This is a genomic window from Bacillus sp. FSL K6-1006, from assembly GCF_038593175.1.
Lineage (GTDB): Bacteria > Bacillota > Bacilli > Bacillales > Bacillaceae > Bacillus > Bacillus safensis.
The window spans coordinates 672,538-691,216 of record NZ_CP151970.1; the positions used below are offsets into that span (position 1 = coordinate 672,538).

The window sequence follows — 18,679 nt, forward strand, 5'->3', positions numbered from 1 at the left end:
TTGAAAGGAAGAAGCAGATGGATAAAGAAGCAGCGAAACGCCGGATCGAGGAACTGCACCAGATTTTGAATCAATACAACTACGAATATCATACACTTGATCGTCCAAGTGTTCCTGACGCTGAATATGATGCGCGGATGCGTGAGCTGATCTCTCTGGAGGAAGAACACCCTGACTTAAAAGCAGCGGATTCTCCTTCACAAAGAGTAGGCGGCGCTGTTTTAGACGCCTTCCAAAAAGTGCGTCACGGCACACCGATGCTCAGCCTTGGGAATGCGTTTAATGAACAGGACCTTCTTGATTTTGACCGCCGGGTTCGTCAAGCAGTCGGTGACGATATCGCATACAATGTCGAGCTGAAAATTGATGGACTCGCTGTTTCTCTCCGTTATGAAAATGGCGTGTTTGTCCGAGGAGCGACACGCGGAGATGGAACAACTGGGGAGGATATTACTGAAAACCTCAAAACGATTCGTTCCATCCCGCTAAAAATCAAACGCCCTCTGTCGATTGAAGTGAGAGGCGAGGCATTTATGCCAAAACCTTCTTTTGAAGCATTAAATGAAAAAAGAATACAAAACGAAGAAGAGCCGTTTGCAAACCCGCGTAATGCGGCTGCAGGTTCACTTCGTCAGCTAGATACGAAAATTGCAGCGAAACGAAACCTTGATATATTCGTCTACAGTATAGCGGAGCTTGATGAAATTGGTGTTGAAACGCAAAGCGCAGGACTTGATCTTCTCGACGAACTTGGCTTTAAAACAAACAAAGAAAGACGGATGTGCCAAACGATCGAAGAAGTCATCGACCTCATTGAAACAGTAAAAGTAAAGCGTGCCGATTTTTCATATGAAATCGATGGAATTGTCATTAAAGTCGATTCATTGGCTCAGCAGGAAGAACTCGGCTTTACAGCAAAAAGCCCGCGCTGGGCGGTTGCGTACAAGTTTCCGGCTGAAGAGGTCGTAACGAAGCTGCTTGATATTGAACTAAGTGTCGGGCGAACAGGCGTGATTACACCAACAGCGATTCTTGAGCCTGTCAAAGTAGCAGGGACGACAGTGCAGCGTGCATCGCTTCATAATGAAGATTTGATCAAAGAAAAGGATATTCGCTTGTTTGATCAGGTGATTGTGAAAAAAGCCGGCGATATTATTCCTGAAGTGGCAGGTGTCCTTGTCGATCAGCGTACAGGCGAAGAAAAGCCGTTTCACATGCCAACTGAATGTCCAGAGTGTCATAGTGAGCTGGTGCGAATCGAAGGAGAAGTGGCCTTACGATGCATCAATCCAGAATGTCCTGCCCAAATACGTGAGGGTCTCATTCACTTCGTTTCCCGTAATGCAATGAATATTGATGGGCTTGGCGAGCGGGTCATTACACAGCTCTTCAAGGAACAGCTCGTTTCTCGTGTGTCAGACCTTTACCGATTAACAAAAGAAGAGCTGATTCAGCTTGAACGAATGGGCGAAAAATCTGTCGACAATTTACTGCGTTCGATTGAGCAGTCGAAAGAAAACTCTCTTGAGCGTTTACTATTTGGACTCGGCATTCGATTTATTGGTTCAAAGGCGGCTAAGACCTTGGCGATGCATTTCGAAAACATCGATCAATTAAAGCAAGCAACGAAAGAACAATTACTTGAAGTCGACGAAATTGGTGAAAAAATGGCTGATGCCGTCGTCACGTACTTTGAGAAAGAAGAAATACTCGATCTGCTGAACGAACTAAAAGAGCTTGGAGTCAATATGACCTATACAGGGCCAAAGCCGGTAAAAGCAGAAGAAAGTGATTCCTATTTTGCAGGAAAAACCATTGTGCTGACAGGAAAGTTAGAAGAAATGGCTCGAAACGATGCAAAAGCAGCGATCGAAGCATTAGGCGGCAAGCTGGCAGGCAGTGTGAGTAAAAAAACAGATCTAGTCATTGCCGGAGAAGCAGCGGGGAGTAAGCTGACAAAGGCAGAAGAACTCAATATTGAAATTTGGGACGAAGCTAAAATGCTCGAGGAGCTAAAGAAATAAGAGGAGTGTTTTCTATTGAAAAAGTTGTTATTGCTGCTGACAATGCTCACACTGGTATTGTCAGCGTGTGCACCTTTTGGGGGAAAGGAAGAGGAAGAGGTCACACAAAAAACGGATGAAACGAAGGAAACAAAGGAAACAGCCATCATCCCGATGTACAATATCTCAGATTCCTATTACAAAATGGTGCTGCCGTTTAAACAAGGAGCTGCGAGAGGTTTAACAGCGGAGCGTCTCAACACACGCTTGGACATTGATGAATTTGAAACAGGACTCATGCGCCTCGCAACAGAGTCATTTAATACAAACGACTATCTTTTCCAAGAAGGACAGCATTTAGATGAGGACACCGTTCTCAGCTGGCTGGCACGCAAAAAAACAGGCAGTGATCTGAAAAAGGCAGAAAAAGAAGATAAAGACTTTAAGAATCTAGGCTTAAATCCTGCTCTTCCAAACTCAGGTTCAACAAAGTCTAAAAATGAAAATAGTCCTATCTACTTAGCTTCGATGCTAGAGCATAATTACTTAATTCGAAAAGACAAAAACAGCTTACAGCTTGGCGGAGTTGTCATTGGTCTTGCACTGAACTCTGTTTATTATTACCGTGAAAAGATCGGTGACCCGCAGCAAGAGGTGACCATCGATTCATCGAAAAATTCAAAGAAACTTTTGGCAGAGGGTGAAAAAATCGCTGAACAAGTGGTCAAGCGCATTCGTCAAATGGACGGACTGCAAAAAGTGCCTGTCATGATTGCCCTTTATAAGCAAGCACCAAAATCATCTATCGTTCCAGGTAACTTTATCGCCAAAACGGATGTGAAAGCAGGCTCTGCTGATATCGGAAATTGGGATACGCTCAATGAGGAGAATGTATTCTTCCCTTCAGATAATGCGAAAAGCAGCTACAAAGATGATTCAGAGCGATTTGACCGCTTCAAGACAAAGGTCGAAGACTACTTCCCGAATTACACTGGTGTTGTAGGAAAAGGCTTTTACAAAAACGGCAACCTGCAAAAAATGAAAATCGAAATTCCAATGCAGTTCTATGGAAAAACGGAAGTTGTAGCCTTCACACAATATTTAACGGGTGAAGTCATGGATTATTACAAGAGTACCAATATTGAAATCAACATTACATCTTCTGATCAACAAGAAGCCCTGATCACGAAAAATGCTGAAGACAAAGAACCGACTGTTCATATATATGACTAAATAAGAGGGATTTCCAAACTCTTGTCAAAATATTAGTAGAAACCAAGAAGAAAGGCAGGTATGTTGATGCTCGTATAATGCTGATTACCGTCAAGAACATTTAAAAAGACGATAAAGGAGAATCAGCATGCATAAAGAAGTAAAAGCACGATACGATGAACAGAAAGTCTTAAAGAAAGCGGCTCACTTGTATAAATTTCAGCTTGACCAAGTCACATTTCTAGCCGATGCAGAAAATTATGTGTATGAATATAAGGCAATGAATGGGGAGAATTATATATTAAAAATCACCCATACCATTCGTCGTTCACCCACATATATTTTAGGAGAAATGGACTGGATTCGATTCCTGTCTCATCATGGAATTTCCGTAGCAAAGCCGATTTCATCAGCAAGAGGAAAAGACGTTGAAACCATTCCTGATCAAGCCGGAGGCGCATTTTTACTCCGTGTGTATGAAAAAGCACCGGGGAGAAAAGTGAATGAAGGAGATTGGAATGGGGAGCTGTTTGAAGCGTTAGGGTCCTATACAGGACGAATGCATCAAATAACAAAACGATATCAAGTAAAAGACCCTCTTTATAAGCGTCAAGAGTGGTATGAAGAGGAGCAATTAAAGCTTGATCAATATATTCCGTCTGATCAAACGATTGTTTTGCGAAGAAAAGATGAACTGATGCAAAAGCTTCACCAGCTCCGAATTTCGAAGGATGTGTATGGGCTGGTGCATTCCGATTTGCATCACGGGAACTTTCATTATCATCAAGGAGAGATTATCGCATTTGATTTTGATGATATTGGATATCACTGGTTTATCAATGATATTAGTATTTTGCTATACAATGTTCTTTGGTATCCAGTGATTCCATATGATGATAAAGCTGAATTTACGGCAGAATTTATGAGTCATTTTCTAAAAGGCTATCGACAGGAGAATGAGCTTGATGACGCGTGGCTGGCAACAATCCCTGATTTTCTCATGCTGCGTCATATGCTTATTTATGGGCTTTTACATCAAGCATTTGATCTCCAAACAATGACTTCTGACCAAAAAGCCATGCTGTCATGTTTTCGAAAGGAAATTGAGCAAAAAACACCAATTACTCCTTTTGACTTTCAACAGCTGGCCCGATAAAAGAAACCCCTTGCTGTGTCAAACAGCAAGGGGTTTTTTATGACTACACCGTATCACACTTCACGCCAACGACGCCTTCTAGATCTTTAATATCAAAGTACACATCGGTTGTATAGCGGTCTTTATGCACTCGTACACGTACTTCCATGATCGGATAGTCCTTTTCTTTTAAATCATCAATTCGTACAGAATGAATGCGGATATTGAGGGCTTTCATTTCTTTTAAAATATCGGTCATGCGGTTTCGGTCAGAAAGAGACATTCTGATGCGGATTTCTTTTTCCTGCAGGCGAATCGGTCCGATCCGCTGGAAGAGCCATGGCAGGAATTCGACACTAATGAGAATAAAGAAAAGACTGAGGAAGGCTTCTTTATAAAACCCTGCACCTGTTGCAACCCCAAGTCCTGCTGCTCCCCATATCATCGCAGAAGTCGTGAGTCCTGAGATGACATCATTGCTTTTTCGAAGAATCACACCTGCTCCAATAAAACCAACACCAGATATAATTTGCGCCGGTAACCTGAGTGGGTCCATTTGAAGCTTAGAGACTCGAGGGAAATTGTAGGCTGCATCAATGCTGATGATGGTTAAGACGCAGGAGCTGACAGCAATGACAATACACGTTTTTAAGCCGAGGGGCTTTTTCTTCAGCTCTCGTTCAAGCCCGATAATCAGACCGATTAAGGTGGCCACGGCTAATTTTAAGACTGTATCCCATTCAATTGTCCAAAACATGCGTATCGCTCCTTTCACTTCATGTACGTTTCACAACATGTATATGATCTTCTCACAGCCCATATGGCTGCACAACTCTTATTTTATTCAGTTTCTGAAGAAAGAAAAGCTTTTTATTTTATTTAAAAAGAGAGTCATCCGCATAGGGCAGATGACTCTTCAATTCTTTATTTTGTTTCTTCTTCAAGATGATCTTCCATTTTGTGAAATAGCTGTTTTGATGCTTTTGACGGCTTACTTGTCAATAAGCTCACAATAATAGCAGCTAATCCACTAAGGGTAAAGCCTGGAATCATTTCATAAATACCTGTGGCATGGTTGAGGCCTGTTGTAATCCATGTCAGAACCACAACTGCACCAACGATCATTCCAACTAGGGCACCGTGATGATTCATTCGTTTCCAGTATAGGCAAAGCAAGATGACTGGACCAAATGAAGAACCAAATCCTGCCCACGCATAACCGACAAGGTCAAGAATGGTGTCACTTGGGTTAAGTGAAAGGCAGAGAGCAATCACAGCGACAACGAGTACAGACATCCGGCCGATCATGACGAGCTCTTTGTCTGATGCTGTTTTTCTAAAGAACGTTCTGTATAGATCTTCTGTCATGGCACTTGCTGTGACAAGCAGCTGAGACGAAATTGAACTCATAATCGCAGCTAAAATGGCAGAAAGTAAAAATCCAGTGATATATGGATGGAACAATACTTTAGAAAAAACGATAAAGATGGTTTCAGGATCAGCAAGATTCATACCCGTTTCATGAACATAGGCAACACCCACTAAACCGACAGACAGTGATCCAATCACTGAAATAATCATCCAGCTCATTCCAATTTGGCGTGCTGGTTTTAAATCTTTAACAGACGTAATGGCCATAAAGCGCACGATAATATGCGGCTGTCCAAAGTAACCTAGTCCCCAGGCAAGGAAGGAAATAATGCCAATGACGCTCGTTCCTCTAAAAATATCAAGCAATTTAGGGTCAATCTGTTGAATATCTTGGAATGTAGCAACAGGTCCGCCTAATTGTGTAAAGGCAACGATCGGCACGAGCACTAATGCTAAAAACATGATAGCTCCTTGGACAAAGTCCGTTAAGCTCACTGCCAAAAATCCGCCGAACAATGTATACAAAATGACAATACTTGACGTCAAAATCAGTCCAAACATGTAGTGAGCACCGAATGCTGACTCAAATAAACGTCCGCCTGATACCATCCCAGACGATGTATACAGCGTAAAGAAAATTAAAATGATGACGGCTGAAACAGCTTTTAATAAAGCAGATGATCCTTTGAATCGTTTATCAAAGAAATCAGGAATCGTAATCGCATCATCCGCAATCTCTGTATAAGAACGTAAACGAGGTGCAAGAATGAGGTAGTTCAAGTAAGCACCAACGATTAAACCAATCGCAAGCCAGGCTGTCGATAAACCTGTTTTATACATCTCACCTGGCACACCCATCAGCATCCATCCGCTCATGTCCGCAGCACCTGCTGAAAGGGCTGTAACGAATGGGCCAAGCCCGCGTCCGCCAAGCATATAATCATTTAAATCATGTGTTTTCCTGAATGCATACCAGCCAATGGCAAGCATCCCGATAAAATAAATAGATAAGGAAATTGTAACTTCAATACTCATTTTGTGTTCTCACCTTTTTCGTATTAATTTGACATCACCTCAATCAAAATATACAGAAGAGCGATGGCAGCTTTTTTGCTTGACTGTCCCGCTCACTGCTATGGTTACTTAACCTAACAGAGTATTCCCAAGTGATCAACCTGCCTAAACCTCTACATTTTGAAGAAAAAATGGACAGATCGGTGATAAGAACCAGTATGTAAGCGATCACAAAAATAAACAAAAGTAAAAATTTTCTGAAAAATAAAAAGACCTGATGAATATTTCATTTATTGGTTTGATAAGAAGACGTTTTCAAGAAAACGAACCTTTCACCGCACCTTCGTAAAGTTGCTTTAGAACAGTAAAATTTGATATGATAAAGTGTATATGACTTATGATCATGACCACGAGTACGCATCATTTTTGGAGGTGAACCTGCATGTCAAGAATTTCAATAGAAGAAGTCAAGCACGTTGCCCATTTAGCAAGGCTTGCGATTACAGAAGAAGAAGCTGAGATGTTTACAGAACAGCTTGATAGCATCATTTCATTTGCAGAGCAGTTAAACGAGGTAGATACGGAAAACGTTGAACCTACTACACACGTATTAAAAATGAAAAACGTCATGAGAGAAGATGTTCCGAATAAAGGTCTTTCCATTGAGGCAGTCGTCAAAAACGCGCCTGATCATAAAGACGGTTATATTCGTGTGCCATCAATTTTGGACTAAAGGAGGCCCGAGACATGTCACTGTTTGATCACAAAATTTCTGAATTAAAAGAGCTTTTACATAAAAAGGAACTGTCTGTTTCTGATTTAGTGGACGAGTCTTATAAACGAATCAATGAAGTAGACGGGAAAGTACAAGCATTCCTTGCACTGGACGAAGAAAAAGCACGTGCGTATGCAAAGGAATTGGACGAGGCAGTTGGTGAAAAGGACGAGCTTGGCCTATTGTTCGGTATGCCGATCGGTGTGAAAGATAACATTGTTACAAAGGATTTGCGTACAACAGCTTCAAGTAAAATCCTGCAAAACTTTGATCCGATTTATGATGCAACCGTTGTGAACCGCTTAAGAGACGCAGAAGCAGTCACAATCGGTAAATTAAATATGGACGAATTCGCAATGGGATCTTCTACGGAGAACTCAGGCTACAAAGCGACGAAAAACCCATGGAATTTAAACACCGTTCCAGGCGGATCAAGCGGTGGATCAGCAGCTTCTGTTGCAGCAGGTGAAGTACCGTTCTCACTTGGTTCAGATACTGGCGGTTCTATTCGTCAGCCGGCATCTTTCTGCGGGGTTGTCGGTCTTAAGCCGACATATGGCCGTGTATCCAGATACGGATTAATCGCATTTGCTTCATCATTAGACCAAATTGGTCCGATTACACGTAATGTAGAGGATAACGCATATGTTCTTCAAGCAATTGCAGGTGTCGATCAAATGGACGCAACAAGCGCAAATATCGATGTCCCAGATTTTCTTTCTTCATTAACTGGCGACATCAAAGGCTTGAAAATTGCTGTGCCGAAAGAATACCTTGGCGAAGGTGTTGGCGAGGAAGCAAAAGAATCTGTTCTTCAAGCGTTAAAAGTATTAGAAGGACTTGGTGCTTCGTGGGAAGAAGTGTCTCTTCCGCATTCTAAATACGCGCTTGCGACTTACTACTTACTGTCTTCTTCAGAAGCATCTGCAAACCTTGCACGTTTTGACGGCATCCGCTATGGCTACCGTACAGATAATGCAGACAACCTGATTGATTTATACAAAAATACTCGTTCTGAAGGCTTCGGAGACGAAGTGAAGCGCCGCATCATGCTTGGTACATTCGCGCTAAGCTCAGGATATTACGATGCGTACTATAAAAAAGCGCAAAAAGTCCGTACATTGATCAAAAAAGACTTTGAAGATGTTTTCGAAAAGTATGATGTCATTGTAGGACCAACAACGCCGACTCCTGCATTTAACATTGGTGAAAAGACAAGCGACCCGCTAACCATGTATGCAAACGATATTTTAACGATCCCTGTTAACCTTGCAGGTGTTCCAGGAATCAGTGTGCCTTGTGGGTTTGCAAATGGCCTTCCGTTAGGACTGCAAATCATCGGCAAGCACTTTGACGAAGGAACAGTGTACCGCGTGGCTCACGCTTTTGAGCAAGCAACAGATCATCATAAAGCAAAACCTGAACTGTAAGGGGTGAATCAGAATGAACTTTGAAACGGTAATTGGACTTGAAGTCCACGTAGAGCTAAAAACACAATCGAAAATTTTCTCAAGCTCGCCGACACCTTTTGGTGCAGCTGCCAACACGCAAACAAGTGTCATCGACCTTGGATATCCTGGCGTACTGCCTGTACTGAACAAAGAAGCGGTGAACTTTGCGATGAAAGCGGCCATGGCGCTGAACTGTGAAATCGCAACAGATACAAAATTTGACCGTAAAAACTACTTCTATCCTGATAACCCAAAGGCGTATCAAATTTCTCAATTTGATAAACCGATCGGTGAAAACGGCTGGATTGAAATTGAAGTAGAAGGCAAAACAAAACGAATCGGTATTACGCGTCTCCATTTGGAAGAGGATGCAGGGAAACTGACGCACACAGGCGACGGTTACTCACTCGTCGATTTCAACCGTCAAGGCACACCGCTTGTTGAAATCGTATCTGAGCCAGACATTCGCACGCCAGAAGAAGCGTATGCTTACTTAGAAAAATTAAAATCCATTATTCAATATACAGGCGTTTCTGACTGTAAGATGGAAGAAGGCTCACTTCGCTGTGATGCCAATATTTCTCTTCGCCCAATCGGCCGTGAAGAGTTTGGTACAAAGACAGAGCTCAAAAACTTGAACTCATTCGCTTTTGTACAAAAAGGCCTTGAATTCGAAGAGAAGCGTCAAGAGCAAGTATTGCTTTCTGGCGGCTTGATCGAACAGGAAACCCGCCGTTATGACGAAGCGTCTAAAAAGACGATCCTGATGCGTGTCAAAGAGGGATCTGATGATTACCGCTACTTCCCAGAACCGGATTTGGTGGAACTGTACATTGATGACGAGTGGAAAGAACGTGTAAGAGCATCGATCCCAGAGCTTCCAGACGAGCGCCGCAAACGCTATATCGATGAGCTTGGACTCCCTGCATACGATGCAATGGTACTCACGCTGACGAAAGAAATGTCTGATTTCTTTGAAGCGACCATTTCAGAAGGTGCAGAAGCGAAGCAAGCATCGAACTGGCTCATGGGTGAAGTATCTGCTTACTTAAACTCTGCTCAAAAAGAGCTGGACGATACAAAGCTAACGCCGCAAGGACTTGCTGGCATGATCAAGCTTATTGAAAAAGGAACAATTTCCTCTAAGATTGCGAAAAAGGTATTCAAAGAGCTCATTGAAAATGGAGGAGATGCAGAAACAATCGTCAAAGAAAAAGGACTTGTCCAAATTTCTGACGAAGGTGCACTGCTCAAACTTGTCACAGAAGCACTTGATAACAACCCGCAATCCATTGAAGACTTTAAAAATGGTAAAGACCGCGCGATTGGTTTCTTAGTCGGACAAATCATGAAAGCATCGAAGGGCCAAGCTAACCCGCCGATGGTGAACAAGATTCTCCTTGAAGAAATCAAAAAACGCTAAATCGCAAAAAACCGCCTGATGAAACAGGCGGTTTTTTTGCTTGAATTGACAGGGTCTTAACATAGATTCAGACCACCGCCGTATATCAATTTAGAGAATCTTTTCTTATAATGAAGCATAAGCGAAAGTGCACATTCGAAGGGGGAAAGGTGAGCTAAATCGAAAAACAGCACGTCATGTTACTGAAGAAACAGCTTCAATTGCTCCACTGCTCTTAGAACAGCAGGCTCCTCACACTTTTCTAAATTCGTCAGCATTCCTTGGATGACTGGCTTACGAGGTTCAGCTTTTGCCAGCTCTTCTTCAATCACTTCAATGGATACAACGGTATCATCTGAAAGCAGATGCTCAAGCTTTAACAAGCGAAGCTCCTCTTGAAGGGAAGCAGCACTCGGCGCTTCATCATCCCAAATGCTTTGCTTCAAAATCGGCTTCGTCTGAGAACGAAGCAAGCCGTGAACCAGATCATCAAACCGTTCGAGTATAAAGGATGAGAGCTCATCAAATGATAATTTCATTTGATCCTGTAAAAGCAGAACCTGCACATATGATTGGATAATTCCTTGAATCATGACTGACAGGTCAGTTATATACGGTTCGATTTCCTGTCCATAAGTGGTCAAGATGGAAATTTGAATTTCATCGTTCATTTGCTTTTTCACAGTTTTTGAATACTTTTTAATCTGCTGGTTTTCCGGAATAATGTTCTCGCTGAGGATCAGAATGATAAAATCCTTGTTCTCAGCAAAATGCTGAAACTGTTCAGCGATTTGTTTCTGAAAGATCTCTCTCGGCGCGAGATGCTGATTCTCTTTTCGAATCATTTCGATAGTTTGCATCGAAGTGTCGATATAATATTCAAACGCTCGGTTGAAAAGCTGTTCTTTTGATTTGAAATGTAAATAAAATGCGCCTTTTGATATTCCGCATTCATCTGCAATTTCCTGAATGGTCGTAGAAGAAAAACCCTTTTTCGCAAACAATTGGATGCTTGCTTTAATGATTTTTTCTTTTTTTTCGTTCATGAAATAAGGCCCCTTCAGCTTTAGAATGTTACGTCAAACGCAAGTGAAATGGTTGACGGCATTGTATATCACCGTTTATTATGATATAGAATGACCAGTCAGTCAATACATAAAGGAAAATGGAGGATATAATGAATTCGATCATCAATTTTGTATTAAAGAATAAGTTCGCTGTATGGCTCATGACGATTATCGTAACAGTTGCTGGTCTATATGCCGGATTGAATATGAAACAAGAATCAATCCCTAATATCAACACGCCAGTCATTACGGTTTCTACAATGTACCCTGGCGCAACGCCGGACGAAGTATCAGATAAGGTGACAGATCCAATTGAAAAATCGATTCAAAACCTCAATGGGGTCAGCGTGGTCACTTCTAATTCATTTGAAAATGCATCATCCATTCAAATCGAGTACGATTACAACAAAGACATGGATGAAGCAAAAAAGGAAATTGAAGATGCGATTAGCAATATCGATTTCCCTGAAAATGCAGAAAAACCTAAAATCGCACGCTTTAGTATTAATGCGATTCCAATCCTAGCTCTTAGTGTCTCTGGTGATAAAGAATCATTACAAGACCTTACACAAAAAGTAGAAAATGATCTCGTTCCTTCACTTCAAGGATTAGACGGTGTCTCTTCTGTCGAAACTTCAGGACAGCAAATCAAAGAAGTAGAATTTTCGTTTAAACAAAAGAAATTGAAAGAATACGGTCTAGATGAAGATACCGTCCAAAACATGATCAAAGGCTCTGATGTGAATGTACCATTAGGTCTATACACATTTGGCAACAAACAAAAATCAGTTGTCGTGGACGGCAATATTTTAAGCGTCAAAGATTTGAAAAACATGCGTATTCCAGTCACACCAAGTGCAGGCGGCGGTGCGGGAAGCGCTGGAGCTGGAGCACCTTCTAACGGCTCAGAAAACCCAGGTGCGCAAGGTGCGGAGCAGCAGGCTGGAAGTGCAAGTCAGCAGCAAGCAGCAGCTCAGCAGCAAGCAGGTGCAGCAAGCAGTCAATCTGTAGAACTGCCGACGATCAAGCTATCTGAGATAGCAGATATTAAAGTCGTAAAAGATGCAGAATCGATCTCTAGAACGAACGGAAAAGACAGTATCGGTCTGCAAATTGTTAAAGGTTCTGATGCCAACACAGTGAGTGTAGCAGAAGAAGTGACAAAAGAGCTTGAGGAATTTAAAAAAGACAACAAAGGCATCAAAGTAAGTACCACATATGATCAAGCAGGACCGATTAAAGAGTCTGTCAGCACAATGCTGAACAAGGCGATCATCGGAGCAATCTTTGCGATCATTATCATTATGTTGTTCCTTCGAGATATCAAATCAACATTAATTTCGGTCATTTCCATTCCGTTATCTCTGTTGATTGCTGTTTTATTATTAAATCAGCTGGATATTACATTAAATATCATGACACTTGGTGCCATGACCGTCGCCATTGGGCGTGTTGTCGATGACTCGATAGTGGTCATAGAAAACATCTATCGACGAATGGCATTAAAGGATGAACCATTAAAAGGCAAGGCACTCGTCAGAGAAGCCACAAAAGAAATGTTTATCCCGATTATGTCTTCGACCATTGTGACTATTGCAGTATTCTTACCGCTAGCATTAGTAGGTGGAATGATTGGTGAACTATTCATCCCATTTGCCCTAACGATTGTGTTTGCGTTACTTGCTTCACTGCTTGTCGCCATTACAATTGTTCCAATGATGGCACACAGTCTATTTAAAAAGAATCTCTACGGCACAGCGAAAAAAGTAAAAGAACATAAACCAAGCAAGCTTGCTGGCGGTTATAGACGTGTACTTAATTGGACACTCAACCATAAATGGATCACATCAGGAATTGCCATTCTTATGCTTGTCGGAAGCTTATTCTTAGCACCACTTGTCGGTGTCAGCTTCTTACCACAGGAAGCAGAGAAAACGGCCATGGTGACATACACGCCAGAGCCTGGACAAACGAGAGAGCAAGCAATTGATGAAACGAAAAAAGCTGAAGATTATTTGATGAAACGTGATCATGTCAATACAGTTCAGTATTCACTAGGCTCTTCAAATGCCATGACAGCAAGTGTTGGCGGTAACTCTAACGGTGCATTATTCTTCGTACAATATGATGATGACACGCCAAACTTTGATAAAGAAAAAGATCGCGTGGTCAAAGCTCTGCAAGATAAAGCATCTAAAGGGGAATGGAAATCACAAGACTTCTCATCTGCTGGTGCAAGCAATACGGTGACGTACTATGTGTACGGGGATAAAGCAAGTGATATTGAAGGCACAGTAAAAGATGTTGAGAACATCTTAAAAGATGAGAAAAACCTGAAAAATGTCAGCACAAGCTTATCTGAGAAATACGACGAATATACGTTTAATGCAGATCAAGAAAAACTAGCGAAACTAGGTCTAACTGCTTCACAAATCGCTCAAGCGATTGCACCTCAAAATAGTGAAACAACACTGACGAAAGTCACAGAGGACGGCAAAGAACTTGATGTGAAGCTTCAAACGGAAAAAGATGAATATAAGAGCAAAAAAGATTTAGAAAATAAAAAGGTCACCACACCAACAGGGCAAGAAGTCCGAATTGGTGATGTCGTCAAAGTAAAAGATGGGACGACAGCAAATACGGTGACAAAACGTGATGGGAAAATCTACGCAGAAGTGTCTGGTGACATGACAACAGACGACGTCTCAAGTGTAACGCAGGATGTTCAGAAAAAAGTCGACAAGCTTGATCTAAAATCTGGCGTAACGATTGACACAGGCGGCGTAAGTGCGGATATTGAGGAATCCTTTACACAGCTTGGCCTTGCAATGCTTGCAGCGATTGCCATTGTGTATCTCGTTCTCGTCATCACATTTGGCGGAGGACTTGCACCATTTGCGATTCTCTTCTCACTGCCATTTACGATTATTGGCGCACTGCTTGGATTGTTTATAGCAAAAGAAACCATCAGCTTAAATGCCATGATTGGATTGCTCATGCTGATCGGTATCGTTGTAACAAATGCCATTGTCTTGATTGACCGCGTGATTCATAAAGAAAAAGAAGGTCTCTCAACAAGAGAAGCATTACTTGAAGCTGGAACAACAAGATTACGCCCGATCTTAATGACGGCACTTGCGACGATCGGTGCACTGCTGCCACTCGCATTAGGATTTGAAGGCGGAAGCCAGATCGTATCAAAAGGACTTGGCGTAACCGTAATTGGCGGTTTAACAAGTTCTACACTTCTCACATTGGTCATCGTCCCAATCGTGTATGAAATGTTAAGCAAGTTTAGACGTAAGAAAAAGTACGCAGAAGAAGAATAAGAGGAAGCCCCGCTCATTGGCGGGGCTTTCAGCGTGTAAACAAACCCTCGCATTCTTTGTCAGGACTGCGTGCCGGTGCTCACGAATATTAAATTCGCTCCGCTTCGGTACTCGTCCTTCCTAGACTGCAAAGGTTTTCTATCACGCTGAAAAGAAGACAAAGGGCTAAAATAAAGATCATTTCAGCCCTTTGTCAATTATTTGAAAGCCCCGTGTATTGGCGGGGCTTTTTTTATTTTGAAATCTGACAAACAGCTTTTCTCATAAGCTCTTCAAATGCGTGGAAAAAGGCATCACGATCGACATGGTCAATCACTTGAATTGATTTTCCATCTGGATGCTCTTCGGTGCGTCCTTGCTTTGGCGTCTCGGTATAAACGATCGCATTAACTTCTTTCGAACGGGTAAATGATGTAGATGCAAGAGTAATCGTTGTCAGCACATCCCATAAGTAATACGTCGAGTTCGTTTCATGATGAATGAGCGGCGGGCAAAAGGCGTAGCACTGACCGATAAAATCTATTCCAATATGAGAACGAAGAGAAGCCCAGCGCTGACGTACATCAAGTGTAAGCGGGACTTGATTTGTACTTTCAAGTGCGACCATTTCAATAGGGAAAGGTTCCTGAAAGACAGTGCTCACAGCATAAGGGTCCCAAAATGCATTCCATTCTGCTGTCCCGTCATGCTCGGGTTCTTCAACATTGCCTTTTTCAAGGAACGTGCCGCCCATCCACACCAATTTCTCAATTTTATTAGAGATCGAAGGATCTTCTTCTAAAGCGCGTGCAAGATCTGTGAGCGGACCAGTAAAGAGCAGGGTGACAGGTTCTTTTGCCTTCTTAACCGTTTCAATCAGATGAAGGTGTGCTGGCAGCTTGGACACTTTTGTATCAACAGTGCCTTTTTCATTTAAAATTGGCAGAGCATCTACATAAAAAGCATGCATCCGCCACTCCTTCGGAAACGGATTGACGCCTCTAGAAGTTGAAGCAGCAACTTCAATTTCATAAGGGCTGAATCGATCAATGATTTTTTGAGATGCACTGAGAGCAGGCTCTAAATAACAATCAGCAGGAATCACAGACATTCCGATGACTTTCAGATGTTCCATTTGAAGGAGAAGAAATAAAGAGACGAGGTCATCAACACCGCCGTCATGATTAAAATAGACAGGCTTTTTCATCGCATATCATCCTTTACAGCGTTTTCTTTTATCTTATCAGAATGCTTTCTTGCTGCGGGAAATGTGGTAGGAGATTTCACATATTAGGTGGTTGTTTTGTTGCCATTTTTAAATCTCATAGTATAATTAAAGGTTGTTAGTGGTGAAAATAGATTGCATAATGAATATAGGATGATGATGAATGAAACGTGCTCGAATTATATACAATCCGACATCTGGGCGTGAACTCTTCAAGAAGAATTTACCGCAGGTTTTGCAAAAATTTGAACAAGCTGGCTATGAAACTTCTTGTCATGCGACGACATGTGCAGGAGATGCCACGCAAGCAGCAGAAAAAGCCGCACAGAGAGATTTTGATTTAATTGTAGCAGCAGGTGGAGACGGCACGATCAATGAAGTCGTCAACGGACTAGCACCGCTTGAAAAAAGACCAAAACTAGGAATTATTCCAGTTGGAACAACAAATGACTTCGCAAGAGCACTTGGAATTCCACGAGAAGGTGTTTTGAAAGCGACAGATGCCATTATTGAGGGTGTAGCGAAGCCGCTTGATATCGGTAAAGTCAATGGCCATTATTTTATTAATATTGCTGGCGGCGGCCGGTTAACAGAGCTCACCTATGAGGTGCCTAGTAAACTGAAGACCATGCTTGGACAGCTTGCTTATTATTTAAAAGGCATGGAGATGCTTCCTTCTATCCGTCCGACAGAAGTCGAAATTGAATATGACGGCAAATTGTTTCATGGAGAAATCATGCTGTTTCTTGTTTCACTCACAAACTCAGTAGGCGGCTTTGAAAAACTAGCGCCAGATTCCATTTTAGATGATGGGATGTTTGACCTGATTATTCTAAAGAAGGTCAATCTAGCAGAAGCCATTCGAGTGGTCAGCCTTGCACTCAGAGGCGAGCATATTCATGATAACAATGTCATCTACGCAAAAGCGAATCGCGTGAAGGTAGATGTAAAAGATAAAATGCAATTGAATTTAGATGGTGAATACGGCGGCATGCTGCCAGGTGAATTTGAAAACCTGTATCGCCATATTGAATTTATTGTGCCAAAAGCAACAGCTGAAAAAATAGGGTGAAGACTGAACTTGGTTCCTTATGGCGGCCAAGTTTTTCTTTGCAAATGAGGTGATAAAATTGGTGAAAATGAAACCGCCTGTTGAAAAGAATGAATACTACAATGTAACCTTCGAAGACTTAACGCATGAAGGTGCAGGTGTAGCAAAAATTGAAGGGTTCCCTGTCTTTGTACCGAATGCCCTTCCCGAGGAACAAGGGAAAATCAAAGTCACACGAGTTAAAAAAGGATTTGCTTTTGGACGACTCATGGAACTGACAAAGGAAAGTCAGCACAGGCAAGATGCGCCATGTCCCATTTACAAGCAGTGCGGCGGCTGTCAAATTCAGCATATGAGCTATGAAGGCCAGCTGCTATTTAAACAGAAACAAGTAAAGGACGTTTTAGAGCGGATCGCCAAGCTTGATATGAGCCGTGTAAAAGTTCATCCTGTACTCGGCATGGAAGATCCTTGGAATTACAGAAACAAAGCACAAGTTCCAATTGGTGAACGCGAAGGCGGACTTGTTGCAGGATTTTATCAGCAGCGTACCCATGAAATCATTGATATGGAAAAATGTTTAATTCAACAATCAGAAAACGACGAAGTGGTACAGGCAGTAAAAGACATATGCAATGCGTTTGGCATCAAAGCATATAACGAAGAGCGGCACAAAGGCTGGCTGCGTCATGTGATGGTTCGCTACGGTATGGCAACAGGTGAAATGATGGTTGTGTTTGTTACTAGAACGGCTGACTTTCCGCAAAAGCAGCAGGTGATTGAGCAGATTATAGCACGCTTCCCACACGTTCGGTCAATTGTACAAAACGTGAATTCAAAGAAAACAAATGTCATTTTCGGAGACGAAACAACCGTTTTATGGGGCGAAGAATACATTTATGACACGATTGGCGACATCAAATTTGCCATTTCAGCCCGCTCATTTTATCAAGTGAACCCAGCTCAAACAAAGGTGCTTTACGACAAAGCGCTTGAATATGCAGAGCTACAAGGCGAAGAAACCGTGATTGATGCATACTGCGGAATCGGGACGATCTCTTTATTTCTCGCAAAAAAGGCAGGCAGAGTATATGGGGTTGAAATTGTCCCAGAAGCGATTGAAGATGCAAAACGCAACGCTGCCTTAAACGGAATCAATAATGTTGAATTCGCAGTCGGCGAAGCAGAAACCGTCATCCCAAACTGGTACAAAGAAGGCATCAAAGCAGACACCCTCGTCGTCGATCCGCCAAGAAAAGGCTGTGACGAAGCACTGCTTGACACCATTTTAAAGATGAAACCAAACCGAGTTGTTTATGTTTCCTGTAATCCTGGGACGCTTGCTCGTGATTTGAGAATTCTTGAAGATGGCGGGTATGTGACAGAGGAAGTGCAGCCTGTGGATATGTTTCCGCATACCAACCATGTAGAATGTGTAGCAAGTCTTGTGATTAATCAGTAATGTATTGTGACATCCCGATTCTGTGAAAAACATCGATATCGGGATGTTTTTATTTTTGTATGTTCAATCGGCCTAAAAAATGATATTTGGAAGTGGAATTAATATTTTTATCCCGCAATTCATCACCAAATGTCCTTTTTTGCAATTTTGCACGGTTCATATTAAAGTATATAATGATAAAAATTGCTGAAAGAATTTACAGA

13 protein-coding genes are annotated in these 18,679 nt (G+C 42.1%); 9 read left to right on the forward strand and 4 right to left on the reverse strand.

Annotated features, from left to right (window positions below):
* The first annotated feature begins 17 nt into the window (after positions 1-17).
* From ligA to NSS65_RS03385, 3 genes are all read left to right on the forward strand, one after another.
* A complete protein-coding gene (ligA, locus tag NSS65_RS03375) occupies positions 18-2,024 on the forward strand; it encodes an NAD-dependent DNA ligase LigA (protein ID WP_070326817.1) in 2,007 nt (668 codons plus the stop codon).
* A gap of 42 nt (positions 2,025-2,066) precedes the next feature.
* The gene (locus NSS65_RS03380; RefSeq protein WP_231122822.1) at positions 2,067-3,236 is read left to right on the forward strand and encodes a CamS family sex pheromone protein; all 1,170 of its coding nucleotides are present in this window, start codon (positions 2,067-2,069) and stop codon (positions 3,234-3,236) included.
* A 127-nt stretch (positions 3,237-3,363) separates the two neighbouring features.
* The gene (locus tag NSS65_RS03385) at positions 3,364-4,371 is read left to right on the forward strand and encodes a phosphotransferase (protein ID WP_326135365.1); all 1,008 of its coding nucleotides are present in this window, start codon (positions 3,364-3,366) and stop codon (positions 4,369-4,371) included.
* Between the two features lie 43 nt (positions 4,372-4,414).
* Here the strand turns inward: NSS65_RS03385 and NSS65_RS03390 are convergent, their stop codons facing one another.
* Positions 4,415-5,113, reverse strand: coding sequence for an MgtC/SapB family protein (locus NSS65_RS03390; protein WP_169510856.1), 699 nt, complete (start codon positions 5,111-5,113; stop codon positions 4,415-4,417).
* Between the two features lie 161 nt (positions 5,114-5,274).
* Positions 5,275-6,756: a sodium/proline symporter PutP gene (gene putP, locus NSS65_RS03395; RefSeq protein ID WP_326135366.1), complete on the reverse strand. Its 1,482-nt coding sequence runs from the start codon at positions 6,754-6,756 to the stop codon at positions 5,275-5,277.
* A gap of 421 nt (positions 6,757-7,177) precedes the next feature.
* Between putP and gatC the strand changes: the two genes are divergently transcribed.
* Genes gatC through gatB form a run of 3 tightly spaced genes read left to right on the forward strand, consistent with a single transcriptional unit; the run spans position 7,178 to position 10,384 of the window.
* Positions 7,178-7,468 carry an Asp-tRNA(Asn)/Glu-tRNA(Gln) amidotransferase subunit GatC gene (gatC, locus tag NSS65_RS03400; protein ID WP_024424549.1) on the forward strand — a complete coding sequence of 97 codons (291 nt, stop codon included), beginning with the start codon at positions 7,178-7,180 and terminating at the stop codon, positions 7,466-7,468.
* A gap of 14 nt (positions 7,469-7,482) precedes the next feature.
* The gene (gene gatA, locus NSS65_RS03405; RefSeq protein WP_326135367.1) at positions 7,483-8,940 is read left to right on the forward strand and encodes an Asp-tRNA(Asn)/Glu-tRNA(Gln) amidotransferase subunit GatA; all 1,458 of its coding nucleotides are present in this window, start codon (positions 7,483-7,485) and stop codon (positions 8,938-8,940) included.
* Between the two features lie 13 nt (positions 8,941-8,953).
* The gene (gatB, locus tag NSS65_RS03410) at positions 8,954-10,384 is read left to right on the forward strand and encodes an Asp-tRNA(Asn)/Glu-tRNA(Gln) amidotransferase subunit GatB (RefSeq protein WP_024424551.1); all 1,431 of its coding nucleotides are present in this window, start codon (positions 8,954-8,956) and stop codon (positions 10,382-10,384) included.
* A gap of 179 nt (positions 10,385-10,563) precedes the next feature.
* Here gatB and NSS65_RS03415 read toward each other — a convergent pair whose 3' ends face one another.
* The gene (locus NSS65_RS03415; RefSeq protein ID WP_034282806.1) at positions 10,564-11,409 is read right to left on the reverse strand and encodes a TetR/AcrR family transcriptional regulator; all 846 of its coding nucleotides are present in this window, start codon (positions 11,407-11,409) and stop codon (positions 10,564-10,566) included.
* A gap of 131 nt (positions 11,410-11,540) precedes the next feature.
* Here NSS65_RS03415 and NSS65_RS03420 point away from each other — a divergent pair, with 131 nt between their 5' ends.
* Positions 11,541-14,759: an efflux RND transporter permease subunit gene (locus NSS65_RS03420; RefSeq protein ID WP_326135369.1), complete on the forward strand. Its 3,219-nt coding sequence runs from the start codon at positions 11,541-11,543 to the stop codon at positions 14,757-14,759.
* A gap of 232 nt (positions 14,760-14,991) precedes the next feature.
* Here NSS65_RS03420 and NSS65_RS03425 read toward each other — a convergent pair whose 3' ends face one another.
* Positions 14,992-15,945: a nucleoside hydrolase gene (locus NSS65_RS03425; protein WP_061110519.1), complete on the reverse strand. Its 954-nt coding sequence runs from the start codon at positions 15,943-15,945 to the stop codon at positions 14,992-14,994.
* A 181-nt stretch (positions 15,946-16,126) separates the two neighbouring features.
* Between NSS65_RS03425 and NSS65_RS03430 the strand changes: the two genes are divergently transcribed.
* Complete coding sequence (locus NSS65_RS03430; RefSeq protein WP_024424554.1) at positions 16,127-17,035, forward strand: diacylglycerol kinase; 909 nt, start codon at positions 16,127-16,129, stop codon at positions 17,033-17,035.
* A 61-nt stretch (positions 17,036-17,096) separates the two neighbouring features.
* The gene (rlmD, locus tag NSS65_RS03435) at positions 17,097-18,476 is read left to right on the forward strand and encodes a 23S rRNA (uracil(1939)-C(5))-methyltransferase RlmD (RefSeq protein ID WP_065215094.1); all 1,380 of its coding nucleotides are present in this window, start codon (positions 17,097-17,099) and stop codon (positions 18,474-18,476) included.
* The last annotated feature ends 203 nt before the right edge of the window (positions 18,477-18,679 follow it).

Excerpts from the sequence above, each read along its gene's own strand:
- ligA (WP_070326817.1), top strand. The coding sequence starts at position 18 with ATGGATAAAGAAGCAGCGAAACGCCGGATCGAGGAACTGCACCAGATT.
- NSS65_RS03380 (WP_231122822.1), top strand. The coding sequence starts at position 2,067 with ATGCTCACACTGGTATTGTCAGCGTGTGCACCTTTTGGGGGAAAGGAA.
- NSS65_RS03385 (WP_326135365.1), top strand. The coding sequence starts at position 3,364 with ATGCATAAAGAAGTAAAAGCACGATACGATGAACAGAAAGTCTTAAAG.
- putP (WP_326135366.1), bottom strand. The coding sequence starts at position 6,756 with ATGAGTATTGAAGTTACAATTTCCTTATCTATTTATTTTATCGGGATG.
- gatC (WP_024424549.1), top strand. The coding sequence starts at position 7,178 with ATGTCAAGAATTTCAATAGAAGAAGTCAAGCACGTTGCCCATTTAGCA.
- gatA (WP_326135367.1), top strand. The coding sequence starts at position 7,483 with ATGTCACTGTTTGATCACAAAATTTCTGAATTAAAAGAGCTTTTACAT.
- gatB (WP_024424551.1), top strand. The coding sequence starts at position 8,954 with ATGAACTTTGAAACGGTAATTGGACTTGAAGTCCACGTAGAGCTAAAA.
- NSS65_RS03415 (WP_034282806.1), bottom strand. The coding sequence starts at position 11,409 with ATGAACGAAAAAAAAGAAAAAATCATTAAAGCAAGCATCCAATTGTTT.
- NSS65_RS03420 (WP_326135369.1), top strand. The coding sequence starts at position 11,541 with ATGAATTCGATCATCAATTTTGTATTAAAGAATAAGTTCGCTGTATGG.
- NSS65_RS03425 (WP_061110519.1), bottom strand. The coding sequence starts at position 15,945 with ATGAAAAAGCCTGTCTATTTTAATCATGACGGCGGTGTTGATGACCTC.
- NSS65_RS03430 (WP_024424554.1), top strand. The coding sequence starts at position 16,127 with ATGAAACGTGCTCGAATTATATACAATCCGACATCTGGGCGTGAACTC.